This is a genomic window from Synechococcus sp. M16CYN (assembly GCF_040371545.1).
Classification (GTDB): domain Bacteria; phylum Cyanobacteriota; class Cyanobacteriia; order PCC-6307; family Cyanobiaceae; genus Parasynechococcus.
In genome coordinates, this window is sequence record NZ_AP029048.1 from 425,844 (window position 1) to 449,601 (window position 23,758).

Consider the following 23,758-nt stretch of genomic DNA (forward strand, 5'->3'; position numbering starts at 1 on the left):
TCTGTGCCTACCAGACTGATCCGCTTTTTGGTACCTGGTACAGGTGGTCGGTTTAAGTGTGGTGGATTGATAGTTGAATTACAAACGGCCCGTTTACTGGTAAGTTTGTGTCCGACGGAGGTGGTCACATATAGGCAACGCCAAACCGATGTAGCTTTTCTCAATGATTATCTCAAGTCGGAGAGACCTGACCGAAGTATTCTCTGGATTGTCAGTTGGGGATTTGACGTCCCTGCTCTGATAAAACGCCTACGCGGCCATCGAGTGGCTTATCATGCTCATAGTAGTGGGTACGGTTTTAACCTCCCTTCCGGCATTCCAGTGTTGGCTGTCAGCAGGAATACGCTTGGTTACTGGGGATCACGGGCACCGCGTAACCCTCTCAGCTTGGTACCAAACGCACTTGATGATGCTTGGCTAAAACGAGGTGCGCTGAAGAGTAAGGCAAAACGCCCCATTGATGTTCTGGTACAAGCGCGTAAGAGCAGTCCCTATGTGACAAACAAGTTGGTGCCAGCATTGCGACGTTTCGGTTTAACAGTTGAGGTTCAGAGCGGCTGGGTGGAAGATCTCATTGATCTATTTAATAAATCAACCGTCTACCTCTACGACTCCGCAGACTATTGGCGAGGTAGGGGTATAACCGAAGGATTTGGCTTACCTCCTTTGGAGGCTCTCGCCTGCGGCTGTGTGGTGTTCAGCAGTTTAAATCACGCTCTTGCAGACCATGGTGATCCGTGTCGCGGCATGCATCAGATCGGTTGCGGTCGTCTTGGGTTTGATGTTCAACGCATCTCACGGGCAGCGCAAACGCCGTCACAATGGCGCCCACAGGTCGATCAGTTAAAAACTTGGTTGACTCCCTATACGGAGACATGGTTGCTAGAATGCTGGCGAGAAGTTCTTCAGCATCTCGACTCCTTTGACGAAGCACCAGGTGCGTTATTGACCAGCCGCGCAACTTGGCAATTAGTATGGGGTCAGAGGCTGATGCGTCTTTGCCGAAGCGGCCGATCGGTTGCCCGACTGGCCTCTAGTCTAGTAAATGTTGAGCATTAATTAACTTAGATTCCTAGTAAGACAGGCTGGTGTTATGTCGGCGTTCTATAATCGTCAACTTCTGGCATGCCTGTTCGAAGTCAGACCTGGATAGGCCTTAGGCGGCTGCTAAAAGAACTGCCTTCTAGGCGTATTCGATTCTTAATTATTGTTCTTCTGGTCTCGTTCCTACAAGGCTTGACGGATATTTTCTTGGTGGCTTTGCTCGCACGCCTAGTCGGACTGATGTCGGGAGCAAAACTGATCGATCACACTTCAGGCATTCGTGTCTTTGACGGCGACATCTTCGATCAGGCTAGATGGTTATTAAGTTTGTTGGTTGTTACCTTTTGGGTTACATCAGGTATCCGTTTTGGGGCAGCTTATCTTCAAAGCATGTTAAGCGCTGAAATTTGGAATGATCTTGTCAGTAAAGTCTATCGAAATTTGATGTTGCAAAACTATGCATTTTTTACTCAGCATCGAACAGCTAATTTATCAGAAACCTTTAATAGAATTTTAAATAAAGTATCTACATCTGTGGTTAACCCAATGATTATAATTGCAGGCAATGCATTGCCAATATTTGTAATGTTGGTAGGCGTTGTGCTTGTTCTTGGCATACCTGCTTTCGCGATGCTTAGCTTGATGTTAATAGCTTATACCTTATCTTCAAGGCTAATTATTCCTTATCTTCGATTTATCGCAAAGCAACGAGTTTACTATTCGCGGCAGATTAATTTATGGTTAATGGAGTCTTTGCGCTCAATGCGCGATATTCAGTTATATTCTGCCGATCAATTTTTTATCGATCATCTTGCTCATAACGGTGTGATTGCGAAGCGTTATGATCAACTTGCTAAGTTGCTTCCTGATGTTCCACGTTATGTAATTGAGCCAGCAGGAGTTACAATTTTATTTATTATTGGTCTCGGTCCATCTGTTATTAATGGAGATGTAGATGAGATTCGTCAAGTAATTCCTACTTTGATAGCCGTACTCAGCACGCTGTTTAGGATTTCTGCTCCATTGCAAAACACATTCCGTAATATCAATAAATTGCGTAGTGGATTGTCAGAAATTGAAGATGCCCTTGAACTTTTAACACTAAAGCCCGAAAGGATGTGCTTGACCTCCTCTAGTGTCTCTACTGTTTCTAGTATTATGCCTCGTCAGTTTATTCAGCTTAAGCAGGCAAGTTTTAGCTACTCTAGAAGGGAACAAGATGTTCTGTCTAATGTAAATCTTAAAATTCCTGTTGGATCTCGCATTGCATTGGTGGGACGTACTGGAAGTGGTAAGACCACATTAGTCCACCTTTTATTAGGTTTATATCATCCCACTTCTGGGAATCTTTGCTTAGATGGTATTCCCTTAAAACCTCAGGACTTGCCGGCTTGGCAGGCAAATTGTGCACTTGTTCCACAAGATATCTGCTTGCTAGACACTAGTATTCGTGAAAATATAGCCTTTGGTATTGATCCTAAAAATATCGATGATGCTCAAATCTGGGCTGCCTTAAAAGTTGCGCAGCTTGATGATGTAATTAGCAGAATGCCATACAGTTTGTTAACTATGATCGGTGAGAATGGAATTAAATTATCAGGTGGTCAACGTCAAAGACTTTCTTTAGCTCGTGCCTTATATAGAGGCGCAAAAGTTCTTATCTTGGACGAAGCAACTAGTGCACTTGATAGCAAAACTGAGCATGATGTTATGCAAGCTTTAGACTTAGTAGGGCATAGATGCACAATTATTGTAATTGCTCATCGTCTATCGACAGTTCGTAAATGCGATCGAATTTACGAGATTGAATATGGGTCTATTAAAGCTTCTGGAGATTTCACCATGTTATACGCATCTTCAGAATCTTTCCGTGAAATGACGCAGTTAGAAGACATCTGATAGTCATGGCTGATTTTGTTGTTATCGCAACAGCTGATTGGGATCACTTGCTTTGGACTAATAAGCAACACACATCACTCAGTTTGGTGGCAAATGGCCATCGAGTTCTTTATGTTGAATCCCTAGGTTTACGGCTTCCCCGGGCAACTTCTGCAGATGGCCTCAGAATTTTCCGTCGGTTTTGGGGAATGCTGCATCCACCTCGTCAGGTGCAAAGTAATCTTTGGATTTGGTCTCCGCCAGTTTTACCCGGAGGGACACAGGGATTTGCCATAACTCTGAATCGTCGACTATTGCGTACGGGCTTGTCATTGACATTGCGTTGGCTTGGCTTCTGTAATCCTCTGCTTTGGACTTATAACCCGCTGACACAATTATATATAGACATTAGTGATTTCAGTGGCTCGATATATCATTGCGTAGACAGTATTCAAGATCAGCCGGGGATGCCGTCAGCACTGATTGAGCACGGCGAAAGAAATTTGTGCGTTGCGGTGAACCTCGTATTAACCACAGCACCAAAATTGCAACAGAAGCTGGAGCTGCTAAATCCACATACCTACTTTTTTGGTAATGTAGCGGATGCCAAGCATTTCGGTCAAGCTTCAGAGTCCAATCTTCTCTGCCCGGGAGATCTTGCAAACATACGTCAACCCAGGCTGTTGTTCACGGGTGCGCTCGATGCTTATAAGCTTGATCTTGTAATGCTTGAGACTCTGATCCGTAATACCCCACAATGGTCTTATGTGTTAGTGGGCCCTGTTGTGGAGTGCGACCCTTCGACGGACTTATCCAGAATTCTTACTTTGCCCAATGCGTATGTAATAGGTGCAAAACCATATAGGGAATTGCCATCATGGTTGGCCCATAGCGACGTAGCTCTGCTTCCTCTACGTCTGAATAGTTATACGCAGCAAATGTTTCCAATGAAGTTTTTCGAATATTTAGCTTCCGGATGCCCCACAGTTGCAACAGCGATTCCTTCCCTACAGCCACATGCTGATGTGGCCTTACTTTGTGCCCCATCCGCTAAGGAGTTTGAAGTAGCAATCCGCCAGGCTCTAGCGGGAGAGGGACCATCGCACACAATGCGTCTGCAACGGGCTTCTGAGCATACCTATGACCAACGCAGCCGGCGCATACTGAAGTTGTTGACCCAGCTTGGGCTGCTTCCGGATCAGTAGGCTATCGGGCAGGTTTTAGACCATCTGAAACTGCATTCGTTTGTTTACTCAACAGTCTGATTCAACACCTTACAGTCTTCCTCCTTGCGTTAGCCGATCAACTAACTATTACTGATAATGTGGCGAAGACGTTACACATGTTTGCTCGAGCGGTTGGTGTATAGCGAAGTAAGGTTAGAACGTTGGAAAGAAGCTATTTTACTGTTCTTTGAACTTTAGAGATAGCGCAGCACAGTCACTGTTTCGCATAAATCTCTGTTTAATCGTGATGCAAAGAAACCTATCGATCTGGATGATCGGATTGATTTATTTGAGGCTGTTAGTCATTGTGCAGCATTGCCATTGGCGGACAGCCACCACAGCCAGATCGTTTTAGAGCGTCAGGTGTTTCAAACTCGAAATTCAAAACGGACGCACCAGGTAATAATTGCCCTAGATCAGACGGCTTCGTATCCTGGCTAAGCAACTGGTCTCCTGCTACTCGATCTTGCTGGAGCTTTATTTACGACTAGAGAGTTGGGATGGTTGACATCCATCGGAGAACGTGTATCCATGTTTATAGATTAATTGGACCTAGTAAAACTTGACCGAGAGACTTCATATGACATGATGCGAGATTTGATGTGTGCACTTTCAATCGACACTATCTTCACCTGGAAAAATTAAGATTCGAGTCGTTTATATAGGCTAAATCAACAATTAGAGCGTCAAGCCTTACACTATCAACGCTTATACCGCAGCTCAGGCTTTATTCAAGGAAATTATTTAGCTTTCGTAACCAAGATAATGCGAATATTATCAGATATCGAGACGGATTTAAAAAGGTCAATGATTTGTAGTCGATAAGCTTTCTTAAATATACTCTTTTTCTCTTGTCTACCAAATCAATAAAACAGCCATCAGGCAGCTGATTGTCTCAGTTTTTTCCTTGGTATTCTTCTACCGAGCTTAACAACGGGCTCAGACCTAAACATGTGTTGAGATACTAGTGAAAAAGAGAGTTGTTTTTTACATTGATTCGCTGCGCACCGGTGGCGCCGAGCGGATCACGCTTACCTTGGCGCGTTGGTGCGTTGAATCTGGATGGGCTCCAATCGTTCTAACCCGTCAAAGTTTAAACATCGATTTTTATCCAATTCCGAGTGGTGTCCAACGGATGACTGAACCTAAAGAGCCAGTTTGGTTGAAGTGTCTTGGGCGTTGGGGATTTCTTTGGCGAGTGGTTTGGCTACGTCGCTGGCTACGCACCCAGAGGATCAGCGTAGCGGTGGGAATAACTACCAAGCCATCGGTGAAACTTCTTTTAGCAGCTCGGCCGCTTAAGATTCCTTGCATCATATCCGAGCGCAATTACCCGCCACTAAAGCGCGTAGCTCTACCTTGGGCGGTTTTAAGGCATTTCATTTACGCTTGGGCTGCGCTCCATCTTGTTCAGACTCGTGCAACTGGTGAATGGTTAGAACGTCGGTTGTCCGCACGACCTCAGCTGTTGATGCCCAATCCCCTACAGTGGCCATTGCAGCGCTTTAGCCCTGAGGTGGAGCCCAACCGTTGGCTGGCAAGCCGTGGCGTTTCCCATAATGCCAGGGTCATTTTAGCTGCGGGCACGAAGCTTTACCAAAAAGGATTTGATCTCTTAGTACACGCTTTTGTTCCATTAACAAATAGCTTTCTCGATCTGCAACTGGTAATCTTGGGTTTGGATGCTGAGCCTTACTGCGGCGTAGATCAACAGCAAGAGTTGATGAATCTTGTGCGTCAATCTCCTGATGCGGCTGGTCGTCTACATTTACCAGGTCGTTTAGGAAATATCGCGGATTGGTATCAACGTTGCAGCGTATTCACATTACCATCTCGCTACGAAGGTTTTCCAAATGTCTTGCTTGAGGCAATGGCGACCGGATGCGTCTGCGTCGCTTCAGATTGCCCTCATGGGCCGGCCGATTTGATTGAGCATAAGCGAAATGGCATGCTGCTGCCACGTCATGCTCGGGCGAACAAATGGACTGAAACCTTGGCTGGTTTACTCATGGATCAAGAGCGTTGCCAGGCCTTAGCAGATGCCGCTTGCCAGGTTCGTGAGCGCTATTCCGAATCAAAGTTGCGTATGCGCTTCTTACAAGCTATGGATCAACTCTAGCAAAGAACTAAGTCTAGATTTTTGAGATTGTTCGCTGATCTGATTTGCATTTGTTATGCTTGGTCTCTAAGCTTGATCAGACTCAAAAATCTGTGAGCCGTAAGGCACCGAAGCAGACACTAGATACCTTGTTTGTGGAATGCGTGGCCGTATGTCTCGCAAGATCTTTTGGGATTTGTCGTGCATCGGCTTCCTGTTTGATAGTTATTCTTAAGGAGGATGGAACGGTGTTTGGTTGAATCTATGTGTTACAGCATCAGTTGTGGCAAACGACCCGGGATTATCTACAAGCTCAAAATTTGCATATGCCGGGACTCGTTTCGAATGCTGTGTTGATAGTGCAATGAAGAATCAACTAACGCTACTTGTGTTAGCTCCAACGCGACGGGCAGCATCGGAGACTTTTATTCGCGCTAATTTGCGTGGTCTACCTTTTCAGATTCATGCGTACTTTGGTGATGAGCACCCGCTCATGCAGCCGTTGCGATGTCTCTACGGACTTGCAGTGTTCATTAGCAAGGTACTGACTCAGTTGGGTTGGCTGAGGTTCGCGTCCTGGCCTGCTGCACTGGTGGCTGTACTGATCGTGCGGCGTCATCACCCCGATGTTGTTTTAGCGGAGTTTGGTTTTCATGCTGTTCGTGTAATGCATGTCGCCTCTTGGAGTGGTGTACCGCTGGTGGTGCATTTTCGCGGATCGGATGCATCGTCAGAATCGAAATTTCACCGCCTCAAGGAAAGATACCGTCAACTTATGAAGGTTGCATCAGCTGTCATTGTCAAAAGCACCCTGATGCGAACCACCCTGCAGGCCCTCGGTGCTCCAGCCAACAGGGTATTGATCAGTCCTTCTGGAGCCGATACAACTTGTTTTTATGGTTCATCACCTAAAACGGCACCGCCGATTTTTTTAGCTGTGGGCCGCTTTGTTCCGAAAAAGGGTCCTCTACTCACCTTGGCAGCGTTTGAGTGCCTACTAAATCAGCTTCCGGGCTCATTGGCATCCACGTGCCACTTGATAATGGTAGGGGATGGTCCGATGTTGAACGAGGCCAAACACATCGTAATGAGCAAAGCCTTAACCTGCCGAGTGCATTTTACCGGAGTGCTACCACCTCGAAAGGTTGCGTCATTAATGCGTCAAGTACGCGGCTTCGTGCAGCATTCATTAGTGGCGTCCGACGGTGATAGTGAAGGGAGCCCTGTGGCCGTGTTGGAGGCCCAGTTGAGTGGTTTGCCTGTAGTAGCCACGCGCCATGCCGGTATCCCAGAAGTAGTAGTTCATGGCGCAACCGGTTTTTTAGTAGACGAGGGTGATGTGCAGGGTATGGCCAATGCAATGGCTCGACTGACATACGATCCCCAGTTAGCGGATAAGCTCGGTGCGGCTGGACGCGAGCGGATTAGTTCAAATTTTACTGTTGACCACCATTTGGCTGCCGTCAGTGCATTCCTTCATCGCGTTGCTCGACAGGGAGCCTCTCAGCAATGACCGAATCGCTCAGCATCGTGGCGGTTTGCATGAACCGGCGATCCCATCTTTTGATATCGGCAAAATACGTCGCTGGCTAGAGCCATCATAATGAGCATCTAATTCTGGATTGGAGCAGTGATAAGCCCTTAAATCGAGCTGAACTACCAGTGAACCCTCGGATTCGCTTGGTGCGGGTGAAGGGCAAACGCCAATGGCAGCCTTGTCGGGCTTACAGCTTAGCATTACAACTGGCGCGGAGAAGTCAACTGCTGAAGCTGGATGCAAATTGTTGGCCAGAAGCCATGCCTACGCCAGATGATCTTGCTGAAGCGGGAGCATTGGCGGCATTCTGCAGTGGACCCAATAAGCGCGCTAGCCAATGGCTGCTCGACCGTCACCTTATAGGCATAGACCAGGTCGGGGGATTCAACGAGGTGTTGCTGGGCTATGGCTTTATGACAAAGACTTTCGTTCCCGTATAGAGGCACAGGGCGTTCTTATACGTCGATTGCCGGCTAGCGCCCTTGGGACGATTTCCCCTTCCGTTAAATTTGGAGTCCAGGCTCCTAATGGGGCACCGCAAACGGCGATGGGGCAGGCTGAGTCTCGTTCGCTAAAACGTGCTACAGCAATTGCTAATTGAACGCTAGCCGCTAATCACCCTTGGAGTGGTCAACGGGTGGGCAGCATGTATAGGGCTGATCCCATTACCGGTGAGCTGCAAGTGCAGCATTCCACAATCCCCGGCCCATCTCTGCAGGTAGACGACGAAGCCCGGCGGTTAAGTCGTCGAATCTATTGGGGATTGTTCTTCAGCCTTCCTGAAAAATTCGTGATGCGCATGCCCATAGGTCTGCTTTCCAACGACATTCGGGGTCGCTTTCCTTTAAAGTTAATGCATCAATGGGCTTGGTATTTGATTCGCCCATTTTGGGCTTGGCCGCCACTATTAATGTGGATACTACAACTATCATCGCGGAGTGATTTAGCTAAACGAGACTTTTGGCTTGCTTTGGAGACAACGAACTGTTCTATCTTGTTACAAGCATTAGAACAGCTCCGCCTTAAACCACGTCGAGACTTAATTGAACGGTTGCTGTTTCAGCGAAACCTACGACCACGAGATATAAATCAGCAAAAGAAATTGTTTACCGACTTGTTTTATTGTAAGATACTGGAAGCGGATCAACGTACCTATGCTGGAGTTGCCTTAGGATAAATTTTGATTCGTGTGGCAGACGTTAAGACAGCATTGCTGCTCGTCAAGCAACTAATGCCAGAGGCCACACAGCTGCAAATAGATCCCGCCACGGTGGGCTGTAAGCGGCGAAACCGTGAAAACCGATAAAGCGGTTAGTGTCTATCTGGGCTGTGGTGATACATTTAGCCCTGCTTTGTAAGCAGGATCAACTGATCGAAGAAATTCTGCTGCTGCGCACAGCCTCCTGGAGCGCACAGATCTGCTAAAAGGTGACCTGGATCGCTTGAAGCGTGCCGTGCATCACACGCGTTACTGAGTCAGCGCTCCAGATGAGAACTACCGTCGCTTTGTGGGTGTATTGCAACAACTCATCTCTACGTCACCTAAGTCGCAAGTGTTGCAGCACTCACTCACGCTTAAGACACCTGAATTGCTTGCGGCTATTCAGCGTTTCTAAACGTCCATTCGTTTCTGCTTTCATGACGGTTTAGGTCATAAAGATGGCGCTTAGCATTGAAATTTATCGTAATCACTAATTAGAATTAAACGTGAACTCATTCTTTATCGATACGACTTTTGATATTTCAAAGAGTGTTCTTGCTAACAACATGGATCTCAAGCCAACAACACACTTTACCATAAAGATTTGAGCTTTCTTCGGCATTCCTCAAGTGTTAACCACTAATTCATAACAGGCTGCTAAAGCAAAACATTCAGTGCAGCTATTAGCAAATACTTGACTCAATATTTAGTAAATATCTAACCTAGGTTGTGCTTTCACTAGGTCGTCAATGGCTTTTAGTTGGCTTAAGAATGGCTCCAATAGACTCAGCGGCAGGGCGCTTGGACCATCACAACGTGCTTTATCGGGATCAGGATGTGCTTCGAGAAACAACCCTGCAAGTCCCACTGCAAGTCCAGCCCGGGCCAAATCGAGAACTTGAGAACGGCGACCGCTAGAGGCAACGCCACCAGGTTCTCTGCACTGAAGAGCATGGGTTACATCAAAAGTGAGAGGCAGGTCATAGCAGGTTCGTTTCATGACCCCGAAGCCCAGCATATCTACAATCAGACCGTCATAGCCAAAGTTGCTGCCCCGCTCACATAGCAACAACTGATCATTTCCATACTCTCGAAATTTTTCTACGACGTTGGCCATTTGTTCCGGGCTGAGGAACTGTGGTTTTTTTATATGAATGACGGCTCCAGTTTGTGCCATTGCTGCGATTAGATCGGTTTGACGACCGAGGAATGCTGGTAGCTGAATGATGTCAGCTACCTCAGCGGCAGCGACGGCTTCTTCTGGGGTATGAACGTCCGTAATCACTAAGATATTGTGAGTGTTTTTGACAGCTTGAAGAATGCTGAGTCCTTGTCTTAGGCCAGGGCCTCGAAAAGAATGAACTGAGGATCGATTAGCCTTGTCGTAAGATGCCTTAAAAACTAGGGGAATACCAAGACGTTCGCAAACAATTTTGTAATGACTCGCGCAGTGTAGGGTGAAATCCAGATTTTCTAAGACATTCACCCCTCCCAGTAGAACAAAGGGAAGATCGTTGGCGAACGTGATGTTATCCAGTTGAACTTGTCGCGCCACGATCTGAAGTCGCTGATAGTTGGGATAGCTTACTCCTGATAATTATTTAAATCCATAATTTAGTGATTATGAAATCGCGGATGATGCACGTGATTTATTGAAAGCCGATTATCTATTGATATAAAAATGCTCATATTGACACCAAGGTTTCGATCGTTAAATCTTTGCATAATTAGTGTCAGTATTATTATGACACAATTTTACGAACTTTTGCTTAGCTTAATGTTAAAGTTGGATATTTAGCATTATATTGCTAATAAATATTTCATATTACTATTTAATTTAGATATACTTTTTGCTGAGGTTTTTATTGTCGTTTTGCGTTACATTAGCTTTGGGGTATGGATTTGTTCAACTCTTGTGTTGGATATTCTCCGGAGTGAAGTCATTCATTCCAGAATCTAACGCATCTGATGTGACGACGTATCGCATGCTGTTTTCTTGATCTAACGTTCCGGTTATGAGTTTTTTGGCGGGCCTTAGCGATACCCAGCGTCGGGTGGTGAATCATCACTACGGACCTTTACTGGTGGCTGCTGGTGCAGGTAGTGGAAAAACGCGTGCATTAACGCATCGCATTGCCCATCTCATTGGAAAACACGGCGTAGATCCGGCTCAGATTCTTGCGGTGACCTTTACCAATAAAGCCGCGCGCGAGATGAAAGAGCGACTTGAAATTCTCTTGGCACAGAGCCGGTTTGGTCAGACTTGGAGCACCTTGTCGTCGGTGCAGCAAAGCCAGTTGCAATCTCAAATTCACTGGGAGGTAACCAAAGAACTCTGGATCGGGACGTTTCATGCTGTGTTCGCTCGAATCCTCCGCTTTGATATAGATAAGTTCAGGGATACTGAGGGGTTGACCTGGACAAAACAATTTTCGATATACGACGAGGCCGATGCGCAAAACCTGGTGAAGGAAATCGTAACTCAGGAGCTGCAAATAGACCCGAAACGGTTTGAACCCAAGAAGATACGTTGGGCGATTAGTAATGCAAAGAATCAGGGTTGGCTACCAGATCAGCTAGAAGCCAATATAGAGAGCCAGCGCGGCCAACTCACTGCCGATGTTTATCGCCGGTATCGCAAAGCTTTGGCGGCGAATAATGCTCTGGACTTTGATGATCTATTGTTGTTATCTGTACAGTTGCTGCAGCAGAATCAACAGGTACGTAGTTATTGGCACCAACGCTTTTGTCACGTGCTGGTGGACGAATATCAGGATACCAACCGTACGCAGTATGAACTAATCAAACTGTTGGTCACCGATGGCAAGGAGCCGCAGATGTATGACAATTGGGCTGGGCGATCTGTATTTGTGGTTGGTGATGCTGACCAGAGCATTTACAGCTTTCGTGCCGCCGATTTTACGATCCTGATGGATTTTCAGGAAGATTTCGGCGATCAGGCACCAGATGCTACTACCCGTACAATGGTAAAATTAGAGAAGAATTACCGCTCCACGGCGACGATCTTAGCTGCAGCAAATGCTCTGATTTCGAACAACAGCGAGCGAATCGATAAGGTATTGCGTCCCACCCGTGGAAAAGGGGAGCTAATCACTCTCACGCGCTATGATAGTGAGATTGCCGAAGCCGAAGCTGTGGTACATCGTCTGCGGGCGGTGAAGGCTGCTAACTCAAATCTGAGTTGGGGAGATATGGCAGTTCTTTATAGGAGGAATGCTCAGTCCAGAGCGATGGAAGAATCCTTAGTGCGCTGGGGCACCCCTTACGTAGTTATTGGCGGTCTTCGCTTTTACGACCGACGCGAAATTAAGGATTTATTAGCTTACTTACGTTTGCTGGCAAATCCAGCCGACACCGCCAGCTTGCTGCGAGTGATTAACGTGCCCAAGCGTGGGATTGGTAAAACCACAATTCAGAGGCTGACCGATACTGCAAACCAGTTGGACACCTCGCTTTGGGATGTTGTGAATGATTCAAAAATAGTGCGCTTCCTTTGTGGGCGTTCAGCTAAAAGGCTACTGCAATTTTGCGAGTTGGTGAACGACTTGAAAGCACAGGTTCAAACAGCTGCGCTATCAGAGCTGCTGCAACAGATCATGGAAAAAAGCGGTTATGTCAGCGAGCTGATTGCGGAAGGGACTGACGAGGCCGAGGAACGCCGACGAAATCTTCAGGAGCTAGTGAATGCTGCCTTGCAGTACCAAGAGGAGAACCAGGAAAGTGACTTGGAAGGGTTTTTGGCGTCAGCCGCATTGTCCAGCGATGTAGACAACAAAGACACAGAAACAGGCCGCGTTAATCTGATGACTCTGCACAGCAGTAAAGGGTTAGAGTTCCCCGTGGTTTGCCTTGTTGGGTTGGAGCAAGGTCTGTTACCGAGCTACCAGTCGCTGAATAGCCGTGCGTCATTGGAAGAAGAGCGTCGCCTTTGCTACGTGGGAATCACACGTGCCAAAGAGCGTCTTTTTCTTTCCCATGCTAGCGAGCGTCGTCTTTGGGGTAGCACACGAGAAGCGGCTATGCCCTCGGTATTTCTCTCAGAACTGCCAGAGGCTCTTATACAAGGGGATCTTCCGCGTGGTAGTAAAGCAAACCTAAGGGGCGAGCACCGTCTGAATCGACTTGCCCACATCCGTCGTAATCGACCATCGACTGCATTAGCTAATGCCGCGTGCCATCGTAAAATGGAACAAGACCCAAGTCGCAATTGGACTGTTGGAGACAGGGTCACCCACGCCAGCTTTGGCATCGGCGAGATCACCCATACCTTTGGGAGTGGAGAAACGATTTCGATTGCTGTCAAGTTTGTAGGAATGGGGTCAAAGATCTTGGACCCGCGCCTGGCACCGATCGAGCTGGTGAACGGCATCAATGATTGACTCTCTTATATCAGCTAGGCTCGTTATTGGTCCGAGGGTTGGGTCTGATGCAAGTATCCTCTTGGGTTTAGCCCTTAAGTGGTCGTCCCAGTATCATTAGTTTTGAGAAGAACGGTACGTACGGGTGTTGGAGCAGCTTCGTGTTTGTGAATCCCAATAAATGTCTTCAGGGATTGCGCAGTAATTTTCACTTAAAACGATCTTATGCCTGTGGTGGACTTGCCAGCTCAGGCGTCCGGCGTGGAGGCCGTTGCTTGCTAAAAAGTTTTTCTGTCCCTGAGTCTTGCGGTTCGGTTACCGTCTGTTATTAAGACGAACAGGGGATTAGTACACAGCAACGACTTGCTTGGGCCGGTTTGGTCCAGCAGCTTAATCTTCCTCCAGTAACCAACGGCCCGTGCCGACCGTCGTCCACCAGCCGATTCCGATTTTTATTGGCTATGACCCACGTGAGCGTGCTGCCACTAATGTGCTCATCGATAGTCTGTATCAGCACAGCAGCGTGCCGCTGGCAATCACCCCATTGGTGGCTCCTCAACTAGTGAATCAAGGGTTGTTTCATCGTGAGCGAGATCCAAAGCAGAGCACAGCATTTTCTTTCACGCGCTTTCTTGTTCCCTATTTAATGGGATATCGGGGCTGGGCACTATTCATGGATTGCGATATGCTTTGTCGCTCTGATATCAAAGCTTTATGGGATCAGCGAGATGATTGTTACGGTGCCATGTGTGTTCAACATGAGTACGTGCCAGGTGAGACTATGAAGTTTCTTGGTGAAGCGCAGAGCAATTATCCAAAGAAAAATTGGAGTTCCTTAATGCTGCTGAATTGCAGCCGCTGCACCAACCTTACAGTTGATTACGTGAATACGGCGACGGGTTTGCAATTGCATCGTTTCCATTGGTTAGAAGGCGATCACGACATCGGGGCCATCAAGGGAGGATGGAACCATTTGGTAGATGTGCAGCGCCTTCCAGATCAAGAGGAGCCAACGCCGATGTTGCATTGGACTCTTGGTGGCCCCTGGTTTCGTAAACAGCGCACCATGGGAGGTCGCTTGGCTGCGGAATGGTTTAGCGCCCGTGATGACGCGATGAAGCTCTGGGATTGATGGCAATTCAAAGATGTTTGGTGGCTGTCCCAGCTCGTTTGCAGTCGTCGCGGCTGCCGAATAAACTGCTGGCAGACATCGGTGGTAAACCGATGATTAGGAGAGTACTCGACCATTGTCGTGAATCGAGCGAGGTGGATGCGGTGATACTTTGCACCGATAGCCAAGAGCTTCGGCAACACGCAATAGACTGGGGATTCCCTGTACTTATGACTGCCAACTCCTGCAGCTCCGGTAGCGAGAGAATTGCTTCGGTCGCTGATAAACTGATCGCCGCCGCCTGGGGAGCTCCAAGCCCAGTTCCTGATCAAACAGGCATAATCAACGTCCAGGGGGATCAGCCATTTATCGAATCTAACATTATTGATGATGTGGCGACTAACCTTCGCCGGCTTGACCCTACTACAGCCGTCGTAACCCCTATTTATAGTTTGAAGCCTGAAACTATCCACGATCCTAACGTGGTTAAGGTTTTGTTGGCCCACGATGGAAGGGCCCTCTACTTCTCCCGTTCGGCTATTCCCCACGTGCGCAATGTGGATCGATCTGAATGGTATCTGCACACGACTTTCTGGGGACACGTCGGCATATATGGCTTCCGAGGGGACGTGCTGGTTAACTGGAATCATCTCCCAGTTTCACCTCTAGAGGGTTTGGAACGACTTGAGCAACTTCGCCTCATCGAGGCCGGGCACACCATCGCTACCTTTAAAGTGCAGGGAAACTTTCTATCGGTGGATACTGCGGAACAGCTAGAGCAAGCTCGGGCGATAGTCTGACACTCCTGGCGACTGAGATTGATTGATTTCAACAGATGTTGCATCAGCTACGGCTTGGCGGTTAGTGCCCAGCGACGTAATCAGTGTCGCTTACAAACCGGTGCACAGCAGTTGTGGCAGGTAAATAGGTAGCGGCCTAGCACCGCTGTTACGTCATGCAAAACCGTCGTGCCGGTGTGGCCGACTTTGACCCGTTAGCTTTCATGAGGTTTCTTCGCAAGGAAACCTTCGGCGTGTTGCAAAAGTGCTACTAAGCTGTGTATTGCGAATGAACGTTTGTAGAACTCAGTAAAACCAAAATTTGGGGGTAGAAATGTATATAAAGGCATCTATGATATGCCCATAAAGGTCTTATAAGAAAGTGTACAATTGAGCGGCTAGACTGGCATTGTGAGTCGTCTCAGCACGCTCGCTAATTATTCATATTCTTATATCGATCGAACGAGAAAACGTTGACTTTGCCAGATGAATAATTTTAGTCAGTAAGCATTTCGGGGAAAGTCAAAACATCGAAAATGTACTTACTTTCAGAAAACTGAGGTTGGCATACTATTTAACGATTGACTTGGGTGTATGTAGCCAAGATGCAGTACCTGCCTATGGACACTAGAGACTTAGCAAAAACCTCCACAATGCAATATTTAGTTATCGTAATCACGCCAACCGTTACGCTTTAAACCTTGCCAGCGCCCACGGGCTTTTAGGATCGCCTCCGCGAGTTCCCTAACGGCACCGTGACCCCCCTGTCTGCGCAGAACAGCATTGGCCCTACACCGAACTGCTGAGCACGCGTCGGCGGGTGCGAGTAGCAGTCCTACGACTGGTCGAACGGCTAAATCATTCAGATCATCGCCTAGGAAAGCTGTCTCAGCTACACCGACACCAAGTTGGTGTTGGAGTTCAGTTAGGGCAGCCAGCTTATCCTTAATGCCTAGCAAACAGTGTTGGATTTCAAGCTGACGAGCTCTACGGTCGGCTGCTTCCCCGTGGCTACCGCTAAGGAAGGCTATCTCCATACCTGTTTGTTGTAACAAACGAATGCCGAGTCCGTCACGTGCATCAAAGCGTTTGATCAACTGGCCGCTGGCATCAAACCAAAGTCCCCCATCGGTAAGAACACCGTCTACGTCCAAAACAAGCAGTTTGATCTGGCTTAAGCGTTGCCTTAGTCTCCACCAGTACAACCTTCTCATATCAAGCCTGCTCGCACAAGATCATGCAGCCGCAGTAACCCCATGAGTCGTCTGTCATGCTCAACAACAGGAAGGACAGAAATAGGTTTACGTCGGTTGTTTTCCATCTGTTCAAGAGCCTTTATCACCAACACATCGCTATGCACTGTGATTGGATCGACTGTCATTAAGTCTGAGGCTGTAAGAGTTGTCCAGGTTTCAGCATTGTGATTTTGAAGAGCGCGACGCAGGTCACCATCAGTGAGAAGTCCCACCAGGTGGCCTGGTGATGTTGGATTTTCGACCCAGCCACTGCCTATTCCATCCCGAGTTAGGCCACTAATCACATCCGGCAAGGGTGTCTGCAGTTGCAATGGATGCAATTCACTAGCCGGAATCATTAGGTCAGCGGCTGTTAGAGTAAGCTGCTTTCCGAGGGAGCCGGCTGGGTGATTGAGTGCGAAGTCAGCTGGAGAGATACCACGACGTTCCATCCACACCGTAGCCAAAGCATCGCCAATAGCCATAGCGACAGCGGTGCTGGCGGTTGGGGCTAGATTTAATGGACAGATTTCGCGGTCAACACTGGCTTCCAGCACAACATTGCTGCCGCGGGCTAGGGAGGAATTAGCTCGTCCGACAATGGCTATTCTGCCGGTACCCCGGCGTTTTAGGTGAGGCAGTACTTCTAGCAATTCAGTAGTTTCGCCGCTGTTGGACAGCGTTAGGCAGACGTCGTCAGGTGCCACAACGCCTAGATCGCCATGCAAAGCGTCGAGGGGATTTAAGTACAATGCCATCAGGCCGATCGACGAGAAAGTGGCAGCAATTTTGCGAGCTACGATGCCGCTTTTACCGACCCCGGTAATCACAAGTTTGGCTTTTTGGTCGGCACAACGCTCGAGCAAACGGATGGCTGCTTCAACTTGATCGCTGCTCAGTCGTTTTGCTGCAGTGGCGATCGCTGAGGCTTCCTCTTGCAGGCAACGAGTCAGAGCGGACAAGGTCAGAAACCCGTGATGATCAGGCCATTGTCATTCACGCTATACGATGAACCTAATGGGTGTACCGCCCGCTGTGTTGGCTGAGTTGCGGGCTGCGGCTGCGGCGGCAGGTGTAAGACGCTTGGCGATAGTAGGTGGTGCCGTTCGAGATGGATTGCTGCACCAGCACTATGGCTGGTCCTTAAGTGGTAAGACTGACTGGGATTGGGTTGTTGAAGGCGATGTGTTGAGACTTGCAGTCGAATTGTCGCAGCGTTGTGGAGTAAAGCGAGTCACAGAATTGCAGGAATATGAGACCTTTGGAACGGTGGCCTTGCGGCTGGACGGTCTTCCGCTGGATCTTGCTATGGCACGTCGAGAAACATATTTGATGCCGGGCCAGAATCCAACAGTTAAACCCGGATCTCTGGAATCTGATCTAGTCCGTCGTGATTTCACTATTAATGCAATGGCGCAGGATCTGATTTCTGGGAACTTGATCGATCCGTACCACGGCCAGCGGGATCTGGCGGCTGGTCGCTTAGTGTTCCTCAGTGATAGGAGCGTTTCCGATGACCCAACCCGGGTTGTCCGTGCGGCTCGCTACGCAGCTCGATTGGGTTTCGTGTTAGCACCGGAGGCGCGACAGCAAGTGATCGACACTGTGCGGCGTTGGCCCTGGTCTTGGCATTGGTACGACACACCGGAATACGCTCCACCAACGTTGGCCAGTCGTATGCGAATGGAATTAGATCGTTTATTAGAAAAGGAGCCCTGGCGTGAAGCTCTTGATCTCTTGGAGGACTGGCAGGCTATGTCTTTATTAGATCCGGTTCTGCAGGGGGACCTTGATCGAGCCCGCCGCCTTCGCTGGGCGCAACGTCTTAAGATTCCTCTACTACCAGCCTGGTTAGCTGCAGCTTCGATTCCCGAGGCTGTTGCTCGTCGTTTGTGCTGTCCTGGGCAACAGCAACAATGGCTAAGGCAGTTAAAACTGTTGAAGGAATGGTTGTCGTCTGGAGGCGCGCCGTCTGTCGATGCCTCGCCTGCGGTTTGGACTGCCGCGCTGGAAGATCAAAACTGGATGCCAGAGACAGTGGCCTTGATGGTGTGCCTCAAACCCCGGCAATGGAAACCGTTGCTCCGTTGGTGGGGACGTTGGCGTCGTCTTCGAGCACCAAAAACGGCTCAGGATCTTATGGCTGCTGGTTGGTTGTCAGGTCCTGGGTTGGGGACTGAGTTACGTCGTCTTCGATTGGAATTGCTAGGTCGTAGTCGATGAGATAGTCCTGCTTCCTAGGGGTTGTTGTAATTGCCCTCATTTATTGATACGGAGTGATGAGCTGTACAGCGTTGGTAGAAAGCTTTCATCCATTCCTGATTCCTGGCTCCCTGAGCTGCGACGGGAAACCCACCCGCTACTCTATTTATTGCGACCTTGTTGCCTTAAGCCTTTCATCTTCGTTTACTATTTTATTACGTCTACACCAACCCAACTCTTGTACTACTAGTGGCGATGCTCTTAGGTTTTACTAGATAAATCTATATTAAGTCGGTTTAATCTCTCCTTCTAGCATAAACTCAGCTTATGTAAAAGTAAGCTAAACAAACTAGTTTGTTTGACGTAAGGATGGTTCAGAGTCCATTAGACATGATCGGCCCTTGCAATGCCAATCTGAATCCATGAATACTCAGCCGTAAGACTTGCTGCGGCTTCTGCTGTGCATGCTACTAGGAGCGGACCACAGGTCTGGGGATCAACTAGCAAATTCATCATTGCCCTCGATGAGGCAGGGATTAGTTGAACAGGGCCATTAAGACAGTTCCATGCCTCACGGTTAGAAGGTGCAAGGCTGCTGGCAAATCCTTTCTCAAGTAGATCCATCGCGCCTTGATGTACTGGTATCAGATTGGTCCATAGTTGAATAGTTAACGGTTTGCTTCCCTGTAGCATTTCAGTAAGATGACCTAAAAGGCCGAAGCCAGTGATATCGGTACAAGCATGAATAGCTGGTCCGTACCTCCGCAAAGTGGAAATAAGTTGATGTTGGCTACTGTTCATTACGCTCAGGGCTGCTTCTATATCTCTAGGCTTAGCAGCGCCGACCATAGCGGCAGCAAAAAGCACGCCGGTACCGAGAGCACGGTTGAGTAAGAGAGCGTCCCCTATTTGAATTCCCCCTTTTGACCATGGTGTGGAACTCTGGCCATTCACACTGAGAGCAACTTGTATGCCGAGGCTTGTTGGAGTGGGGATAGGACTACGTGATTCCAAGGTGTGCCCCCCGATTAGCGTTGCTCCTTGTTCATTCAAGACCGATTGAATACCTTCCAAAGTTTGAGCCAGCATTTCTTGCTGTTCAATGGGGTGAATTGATGGCAGCGTGACCACGGCCATGGCACTAGTAACAGTGGCACCACAAGCCCAAAGGTCTGAGCAGGCGTGAAGGGCGGTGAGGCGAGCATTGAGCCAAGGATCACTCAGTAGTGCAGGGAAGCCATCAACACTTTGCAGTAGTGCAGGTGTCCCGCCAAGATCGATCGCGTCTTCTGGTTGTGTGTCAAGGCCCACCTGTGACAACGCTGCACCTAGGAGACGTGCCGGCAGCTTGGCGGCACAGCCACGGCAGGCTATAGCTTCAGCTGTTCTCATATTCATGTTTGCTGGACGGGCAAAGCCAGCCATGAAGGCATGATCGATGGTTTGCTTTAAAACCCAGAGCATGTGAGAAGGACCGATTTGCAAACGGCCCCGTTGCAGCCAAGCCGCACCGTTTTGATCTCCGATCAATTGCAGGGCCTGGCGCTGTGGTTTCCATGGATGCAAGCTTTGACCTTTGTACGCAGCTTCAAGGTTGCGGGCCAGCGGCTTAGCAGCTTTCACAGCCCATACACCAGAAGCTGGTCGTGGCTGCGACACGACCACCGCGCAATCGCCACTGGCGAAAATATTAGGATAATCTTTTAGTTGCAAATAAGCATCCGTGTAAACGCGTCCATCCTTATTCACCGCGAAACCACTTTCAGCAAGCCAAGACGGGGCTTGACTGCCTGTACAGAGGAGCGTGGAATGTCCGGTGTTGTCAGCATTCCTGAGGTTCGTAAGACAGCAAACCCGGGCGCGTTGGAGGACGCCCCGGATCTTGGCGTTGAGCTGCCCTACGCGAGTATGCAGATGTAACGGTCGGTGTGGCCAGCGATGGCGTAAAGCAAGTACCACCTCTACTCCTGCAAACCCACCACCTACTACGCGAAACGGTTTTCGGCTCAATGGATCCTGCTGAGATAAGATGCTCAGAGCGGTTTCTAGTGGTCTGATTGGAAAACCAGAAAGTCCATCAATGTTTTGGATTACTGCTCCCACATCGAGGCTCAACAATCCAAAACGAAGCGCTGGACGACGGTAAAGATTTAAATATCGATGGTGGGGATCAGCGCCTGTGATCTCAGCTTGTACAAAGGCCACACCAGCTCGATCGCATAGATTCCTCAGATCGATGCTTATCTCATCGAGAGAATATATATTAGCGATCAGGCCTGGGACCATGCTCGAGTAGAGCGTTGTGGGATGTCGGTTCACAAGAACGATTCCGCATTTTGGTCGTAGCCGTGGCGTCATGGCCCAGCGTTTGAGCAAAAGAGTGTGGCTATGTCCACCACCTGCTAGGAGTAAGGGGCCCAATGGGTTCATAAGACGTCGCGATACCCCGTGGGATTAGCCCGTTGCCAGGCCCAGCTGTCTCGACACATTTGTGCAAGATCGCGCGTGGCAGACCAGCCCAAGATGTTTTTGGCCTTTTGGGGACAAGCCTCGAGCTTGGGTACATCTCCAGGGCGTCGGCTGACCAACTGATAGGGAATTGAAAGTCCAGTTGCTTCTTCAAAACCGCGTATCACGTCTAGAACGCTGAATCCGCAGCCGGTACCGATATTCAGAGTCAGCTGGTGGGGACTTGTTTGCTTTAATAAATGGTTTAAGGTGGAGCTGTGAGCTTCGGCAAGGTCCATCACGTGTAGATAGTCACGGACTCCAGTTCCGTCGTGCGTTGGATAATCGCTACCAAAGACATTTAATTTCTTGCGACTGCCTGCGGCAACTTGGGTGATAAAGGGGAATAAATTGTTAGGAATTCCCAGGGGGTCTTCTCCAATGCGACCACTGGGGTGAGCTCCCACAGGGTTGAAGTAGCGTAAACAAGCGATTCGCCAATTGCCCGAACGACAAAGCGCATTCAGCATCTGTTCAACTGCTAGTTTGGTTTGGGCGTAGGGATGAACAGGTACCGTCGGCATCTCCTCGTGTAAGGGAAAATTCTCTGGCTCGCCGTAGACCGTAGAAGTGCTGCTAAATACGAGTGTGCGAAAGTTGCGCTTTTCCATCGTGGCGGCAAGAACTCTGCTACCATTGACATTGACATCCCAGTAGCGCAGTGGGTTAGTCACCGATTCGCTCACGGCTTTGAGACCAGCAAAGTGGATCACGCCTTCGACGGAGCCACAGTTGTCGAAAGCACGATTTACCGCTGTAGGGTCGCGTACATCTCCCTCCACAAGTTCCAGTGCCTTGGATCCTGCAAGATCCTTGACTCGATCCAGAGCTTTTGGGTTACTGTTGTCGAAATTATCGAGAATTACTAGCTCATAGCCCTGTTCTAGCAATACAAGAGCCGTGTGGCTGCCGATGAAGCCAGCACCACCGGTAATTAGGACACGATTGGTCACTGCAAATAGTTTCAAATAATCGTCCATATACCCTTTATTCTGATACGACTTTCAACAGCTACCCTCCGGGTTTAGGATAATTCTAATGTTCTGTGACCTTACTTTTAATTGAGTGGATATTAAAACAAGTCCTAGATAAGTTTAACTAAGTGATTGGAGCATAGGGAGGGGTGCAACCTGCTCCAAGGTTTTGGTCTTCTTAAAGGTTCTCATCAAAAATATGATTATTGTGCAGCCGTTTGTTGAGGTAGAAATCCTTAATAAGGATCCTAGTCTAGCTGGTTTAGCTTTTCTTAAACGGTATAAATATGGAGGTTTTAAGTAATCGTTATGGTTACTGAAAGAGCCTAAATAAATAGAGTAGGAAACCCTAGATCGCTTAAATGACGTCTTGTATTGGTAAACTTTATTTCGCAAACAATTTGCCACTAGGGTAGAAGCTTATTTTCTCGATAAAAATCAGTTCGATTGTGTGGTCGAAAGTTTGCTTTGAATTAGGAGTTATTTTTTAGCTCGAGAGCGAATCTAAAAATCGAGACTGGTGAATTCGATTTCGCTAATCTAGCTAAACGCTATGCTTAAGAAGAAGAATTTAATGCTAGTAATATTATTTGTTTAGCTTTTTAAGCAAGCTTATTTTATTCTAACAGGAAAATTTTGAGTTGTCAAACTTAGTAAGCTTTTAGAATTATTTTCGATTCTTAACTGATGGTTAATCATTAGGGTAGAGTGCTATTTACTAGCTGTTTGTGCTTAGAAAATTTTAAATTAAATGTGTCAAGAAATGTTGGATGAATGATTTGAAGAATAATACATTTTTATTTAAAGTAGCTAATATAAGCATATAAATAAATTTATAGCTTTTCAAGCTTAGTACAGTTATAGTTCTTTTTAGTGAACTGGTTATATCAAAACTAACCAGACAAAAATACAAAAAGATAAATAATCTAGAAGTTCAGATATTAAAGAAATTCATTCTTCAACTGGAAATTCTTGAACGTTATCAACAATTAGAAAAAGTAGGTACTACCTTTAAGCTTTCATTTTTGTCTCAGCATAAAACGGTTGAAAAGACCCGTGATCATCTAATACAGTCAAAGCTAAATAGCCTTTGCTAAATATCTCTTTTAAATCGAGCAGATGGCTCAAATTTAAACTTGTCAATCTCATCGATTAGCTAGCAAAAGTCCTAGTAATCTCATGCTGCTAACAGCTTAAGTCACCTGTAGATGCAGTGGTTTTCAATCTAGAGTTGACAGCATTTGGTTATACGCCTCAATTCACACAAACCATTATGAAATGTAGTGACTTTTGGTTTGCTTAAAATTAAAATAGAAATCCTTAGTAATAAAATCTGGATTTATCAAGACACTGGTCAGATGCCCTAAGAATCTTTTCACTTGCATGGATGTTGATATCAGTGCTGACTTGTATTATGCGATTGATTTCGGTGTCATTGAGAACAATATGATAAAAATTGGTTTTGATGCTTTAAAACCTAATCAGCAGGGACAGCGACAGAAGCCTAACTTTCCTGTTGCCATTACATTAAAAAACAATAATTAGAGTTGAAGAGTAGCTCTACACTTCCTCTAAAAATGAGTATG

Annotated in this window: 21 protein-coding genes; 16 read left to right on the plus strand and 5 right to left on the minus strand. The window is 47.6% G+C overall.

All coding sequences use genetic code 11. From position 1 onward, the window contains the following. The first annotated feature begins 3 nt into the window (after positions 1-3). The 10 genes from ABWV55_RS01965 (at position 4) to ABWV55_RS02010 (ending at position 8,960) form a co-directional block, all read left to right on the plus strand. Positions 4-1,059 carry a glycosyltransferase family 1 protein gene (locus tag ABWV55_RS01965; RefSeq protein ID WP_353292068.1) on the plus strand — a complete coding sequence of 352 codons (1,056 nt, stop codon included), beginning with the start codon at positions 4-6 and terminating at the stop codon, positions 1,057-1,059. Between the two features lie 66 nt (positions 1,060-1,125). Then, positions 1,126-2,943 (plus strand): ABC transporter ATP-binding protein, encoded by a 1,818-nt coding sequence (locus ABWV55_RS01970; protein WP_353292069.1) that lies wholly within the window; start codon positions 1,126-1,128, stop codon positions 2,941-2,943. A 5-nt stretch (positions 2,944-2,948) separates the two neighbouring features. Continuing rightward, positions 2,949-4,127: a glycosyltransferase gene (locus ABWV55_RS01975; RefSeq protein ID WP_353292070.1), complete on the plus strand. Its 1,179-nt coding sequence runs from the start codon at positions 2,949-2,951 to the stop codon at positions 4,125-4,127. A 336-nt stretch (positions 4,128-4,463) separates the two neighbouring features. Then, a complete protein-coding gene (locus tag ABWV55_RS01980) occupies positions 4,464-4,589 on the plus strand; it encodes a hypothetical protein (protein WP_353292071.1) in 126 nt (41 codons plus the stop codon). Between the two features lie 526 nt (positions 4,590-5,115). Continuing rightward, positions 5,116-6,267, plus strand: a complete 1,152-nt coding sequence (locus ABWV55_RS01985; RefSeq protein ID WP_353292072.1) for a glycosyltransferase — start codon at positions 5,116-5,118, stop codon at positions 6,265-6,267. A gap of 343 nt (positions 6,268-6,610) precedes the next feature. Beyond that, positions 6,611-7,759: a glycosyltransferase gene (locus tag ABWV55_RS01990; RefSeq protein WP_353292502.1), complete on the plus strand. Its 1,149-nt coding sequence runs from the start codon at positions 6,611-6,613 to the stop codon at positions 7,757-7,759. Then, positions 7,713-7,850, plus strand: a complete 138-nt coding sequence (locus ABWV55_RS01995; RefSeq protein ID WP_353292073.1) for a hypothetical protein — start codon at positions 7,713-7,715, stop codon at positions 7,848-7,850. Before ABWV55_RS01990 ends, ABWV55_RS01995 begins: the two co-directional genes overlap by 47 nt. Positions 7,851-7,908: 58 nt before the next feature. Continuing rightward, positions 7,909-8,223: a hypothetical protein gene (locus ABWV55_RS02000; RefSeq protein WP_353292074.1), complete on the plus strand. Its 315-nt coding sequence runs from the start codon at positions 7,909-7,911 to the stop codon at positions 8,221-8,223. A gap of 26 nt (positions 8,224-8,249) precedes the next feature. After that, positions 8,250-8,384 carry a hypothetical protein gene (locus tag ABWV55_RS02005; protein WP_353292075.1) on the plus strand — a complete coding sequence of 45 codons (135 nt, stop codon included), beginning with the start codon at positions 8,250-8,252 and terminating at the stop codon, positions 8,382-8,384. 36 nt (positions 8,385-8,420) lie between these two features. Continuing rightward, on the plus strand, positions 8,421-8,960 hold the full coding sequence (locus ABWV55_RS02010; RefSeq protein ID WP_353292076.1) for a hypothetical protein: 540 nt from the start codon (positions 8,421-8,423) through the stop codon (positions 8,958-8,960). A gap of 730 nt (positions 8,961-9,690) precedes the next feature. On the opposite strand, the gene kdsA is transcribed toward ABWV55_RS02010, so the two are convergent. Then, on the minus strand, positions 9,691-10,542 hold the full coding sequence (kdsA, locus tag ABWV55_RS02015) for a 3-deoxy-8-phosphooctulonate synthase (RefSeq protein WP_353292503.1): 852 nt from the start codon (positions 10,540-10,542) through the stop codon (positions 9,691-9,693). A gap of 457 nt (positions 10,543-10,999) precedes the next feature. On the opposite strand from kdsA, the gene ABWV55_RS02020 reads away from it, so the two are divergent. The 4 genes from ABWV55_RS02020 (at position 11,000) to kdsB (ending at position 15,274) form a co-directional block, all read left to right on the plus strand. Continuing rightward, positions 11,000-13,384, plus strand: a complete 2,385-nt coding sequence (locus ABWV55_RS02020; RefSeq protein ID WP_353292077.1) for a UvrD-helicase domain-containing protein — start codon at positions 11,000-11,002, stop codon at positions 13,382-13,384. A 140-nt stretch (positions 13,385-13,524) separates the two neighbouring features. Continuing rightward, positions 13,525-13,695, plus strand: a complete 171-nt coding sequence (locus ABWV55_RS02025; protein ID WP_353292078.1) for a hypothetical protein — start codon at positions 13,525-13,527, stop codon at positions 13,693-13,695. A gap of 86 nt (positions 13,696-13,781) precedes the next feature. Continuing rightward, a complete protein-coding gene (locus tag ABWV55_RS02030) occupies positions 13,782-14,495 on the plus strand; it encodes a hypothetical protein (protein ID WP_353292079.1) in 714 nt (237 codons plus the stop codon). Then, positions 14,495-15,274, plus strand: a complete 780-nt coding sequence (kdsB, locus tag ABWV55_RS02035; RefSeq protein ID WP_353292080.1) for a 3-deoxy-manno-octulosonate cytidylyltransferase — start codon at positions 14,495-14,497, stop codon at positions 15,272-15,274. The genes ABWV55_RS02030 and kdsB overlap by 1 nt, the downstream gene beginning before the upstream one ends. Positions 15,275-15,915: 641 nt before the next feature. Here the strand turns inward: kdsB and ABWV55_RS02040 are convergent. Then, positions 15,916-16,467, minus strand: coding sequence for a phosphatase (locus ABWV55_RS02040; protein ID WP_353292081.1), 552 nt, complete (start codon positions 16,465-16,467; stop codon positions 15,916-15,918). After that, the gene (locus ABWV55_RS02045; RefSeq protein ID WP_353292082.1) at positions 16,464-17,450 is read right to left on the minus strand and encodes a KpsF/GutQ family sugar-phosphate isomerase; all 987 of its coding nucleotides are present in this window, start codon (positions 17,448-17,450) and stop codon (positions 16,464-16,466) included. Before ABWV55_RS02045 ends, ABWV55_RS02040 begins: the two co-directional genes overlap by 4 nt. A 55-nt stretch (positions 17,451-17,505) precedes the next feature. Between ABWV55_RS02045 and ABWV55_RS02050 the strand changes: the two genes are divergently transcribed. Further along, positions 17,506-18,711, plus strand: a complete 1,206-nt coding sequence (locus ABWV55_RS02050; RefSeq protein ID WP_353292083.1) for a CCA tRNA nucleotidyltransferase — start codon at positions 17,506-17,508, stop codon at positions 18,709-18,711. A gap of 363 nt (positions 18,712-19,074) precedes the next feature. On the opposite strand, the gene selD is transcribed toward ABWV55_RS02050, so the two are convergent. Both selD and galE read right to left on the minus strand, forming a co-directional pair. Next, positions 19,075-21,120, minus strand: coding sequence for a selenide, water dikinase SelD (gene selD / locus ABWV55_RS02055; RefSeq protein ID WP_353292084.1), 2,046 nt, complete (start codon positions 21,118-21,120; stop codon positions 19,075-19,077). After that, positions 21,117-22,151, minus strand: coding sequence for a UDP-glucose 4-epimerase GalE (gene galE, locus ABWV55_RS02060; RefSeq protein ID WP_353292085.1), 1,035 nt, complete (start codon positions 22,149-22,151; stop codon positions 21,117-21,119). The genes selD and galE overlap by 4 nt, the downstream gene beginning before the upstream one ends. Positions 22,152-23,555: 1,404 nt before the next feature. Here galE and ABWV55_RS02065 point away from each other — a divergent pair. Next, on the plus strand, positions 23,556-23,717 hold the full coding sequence (locus ABWV55_RS02065; protein ID WP_353292086.1) for a hypothetical protein: 162 nt from the start codon (positions 23,556-23,558) through the stop codon (positions 23,715-23,717). The last annotated feature ends 41 nt before the right edge of the window (positions 23,718-23,758 follow it).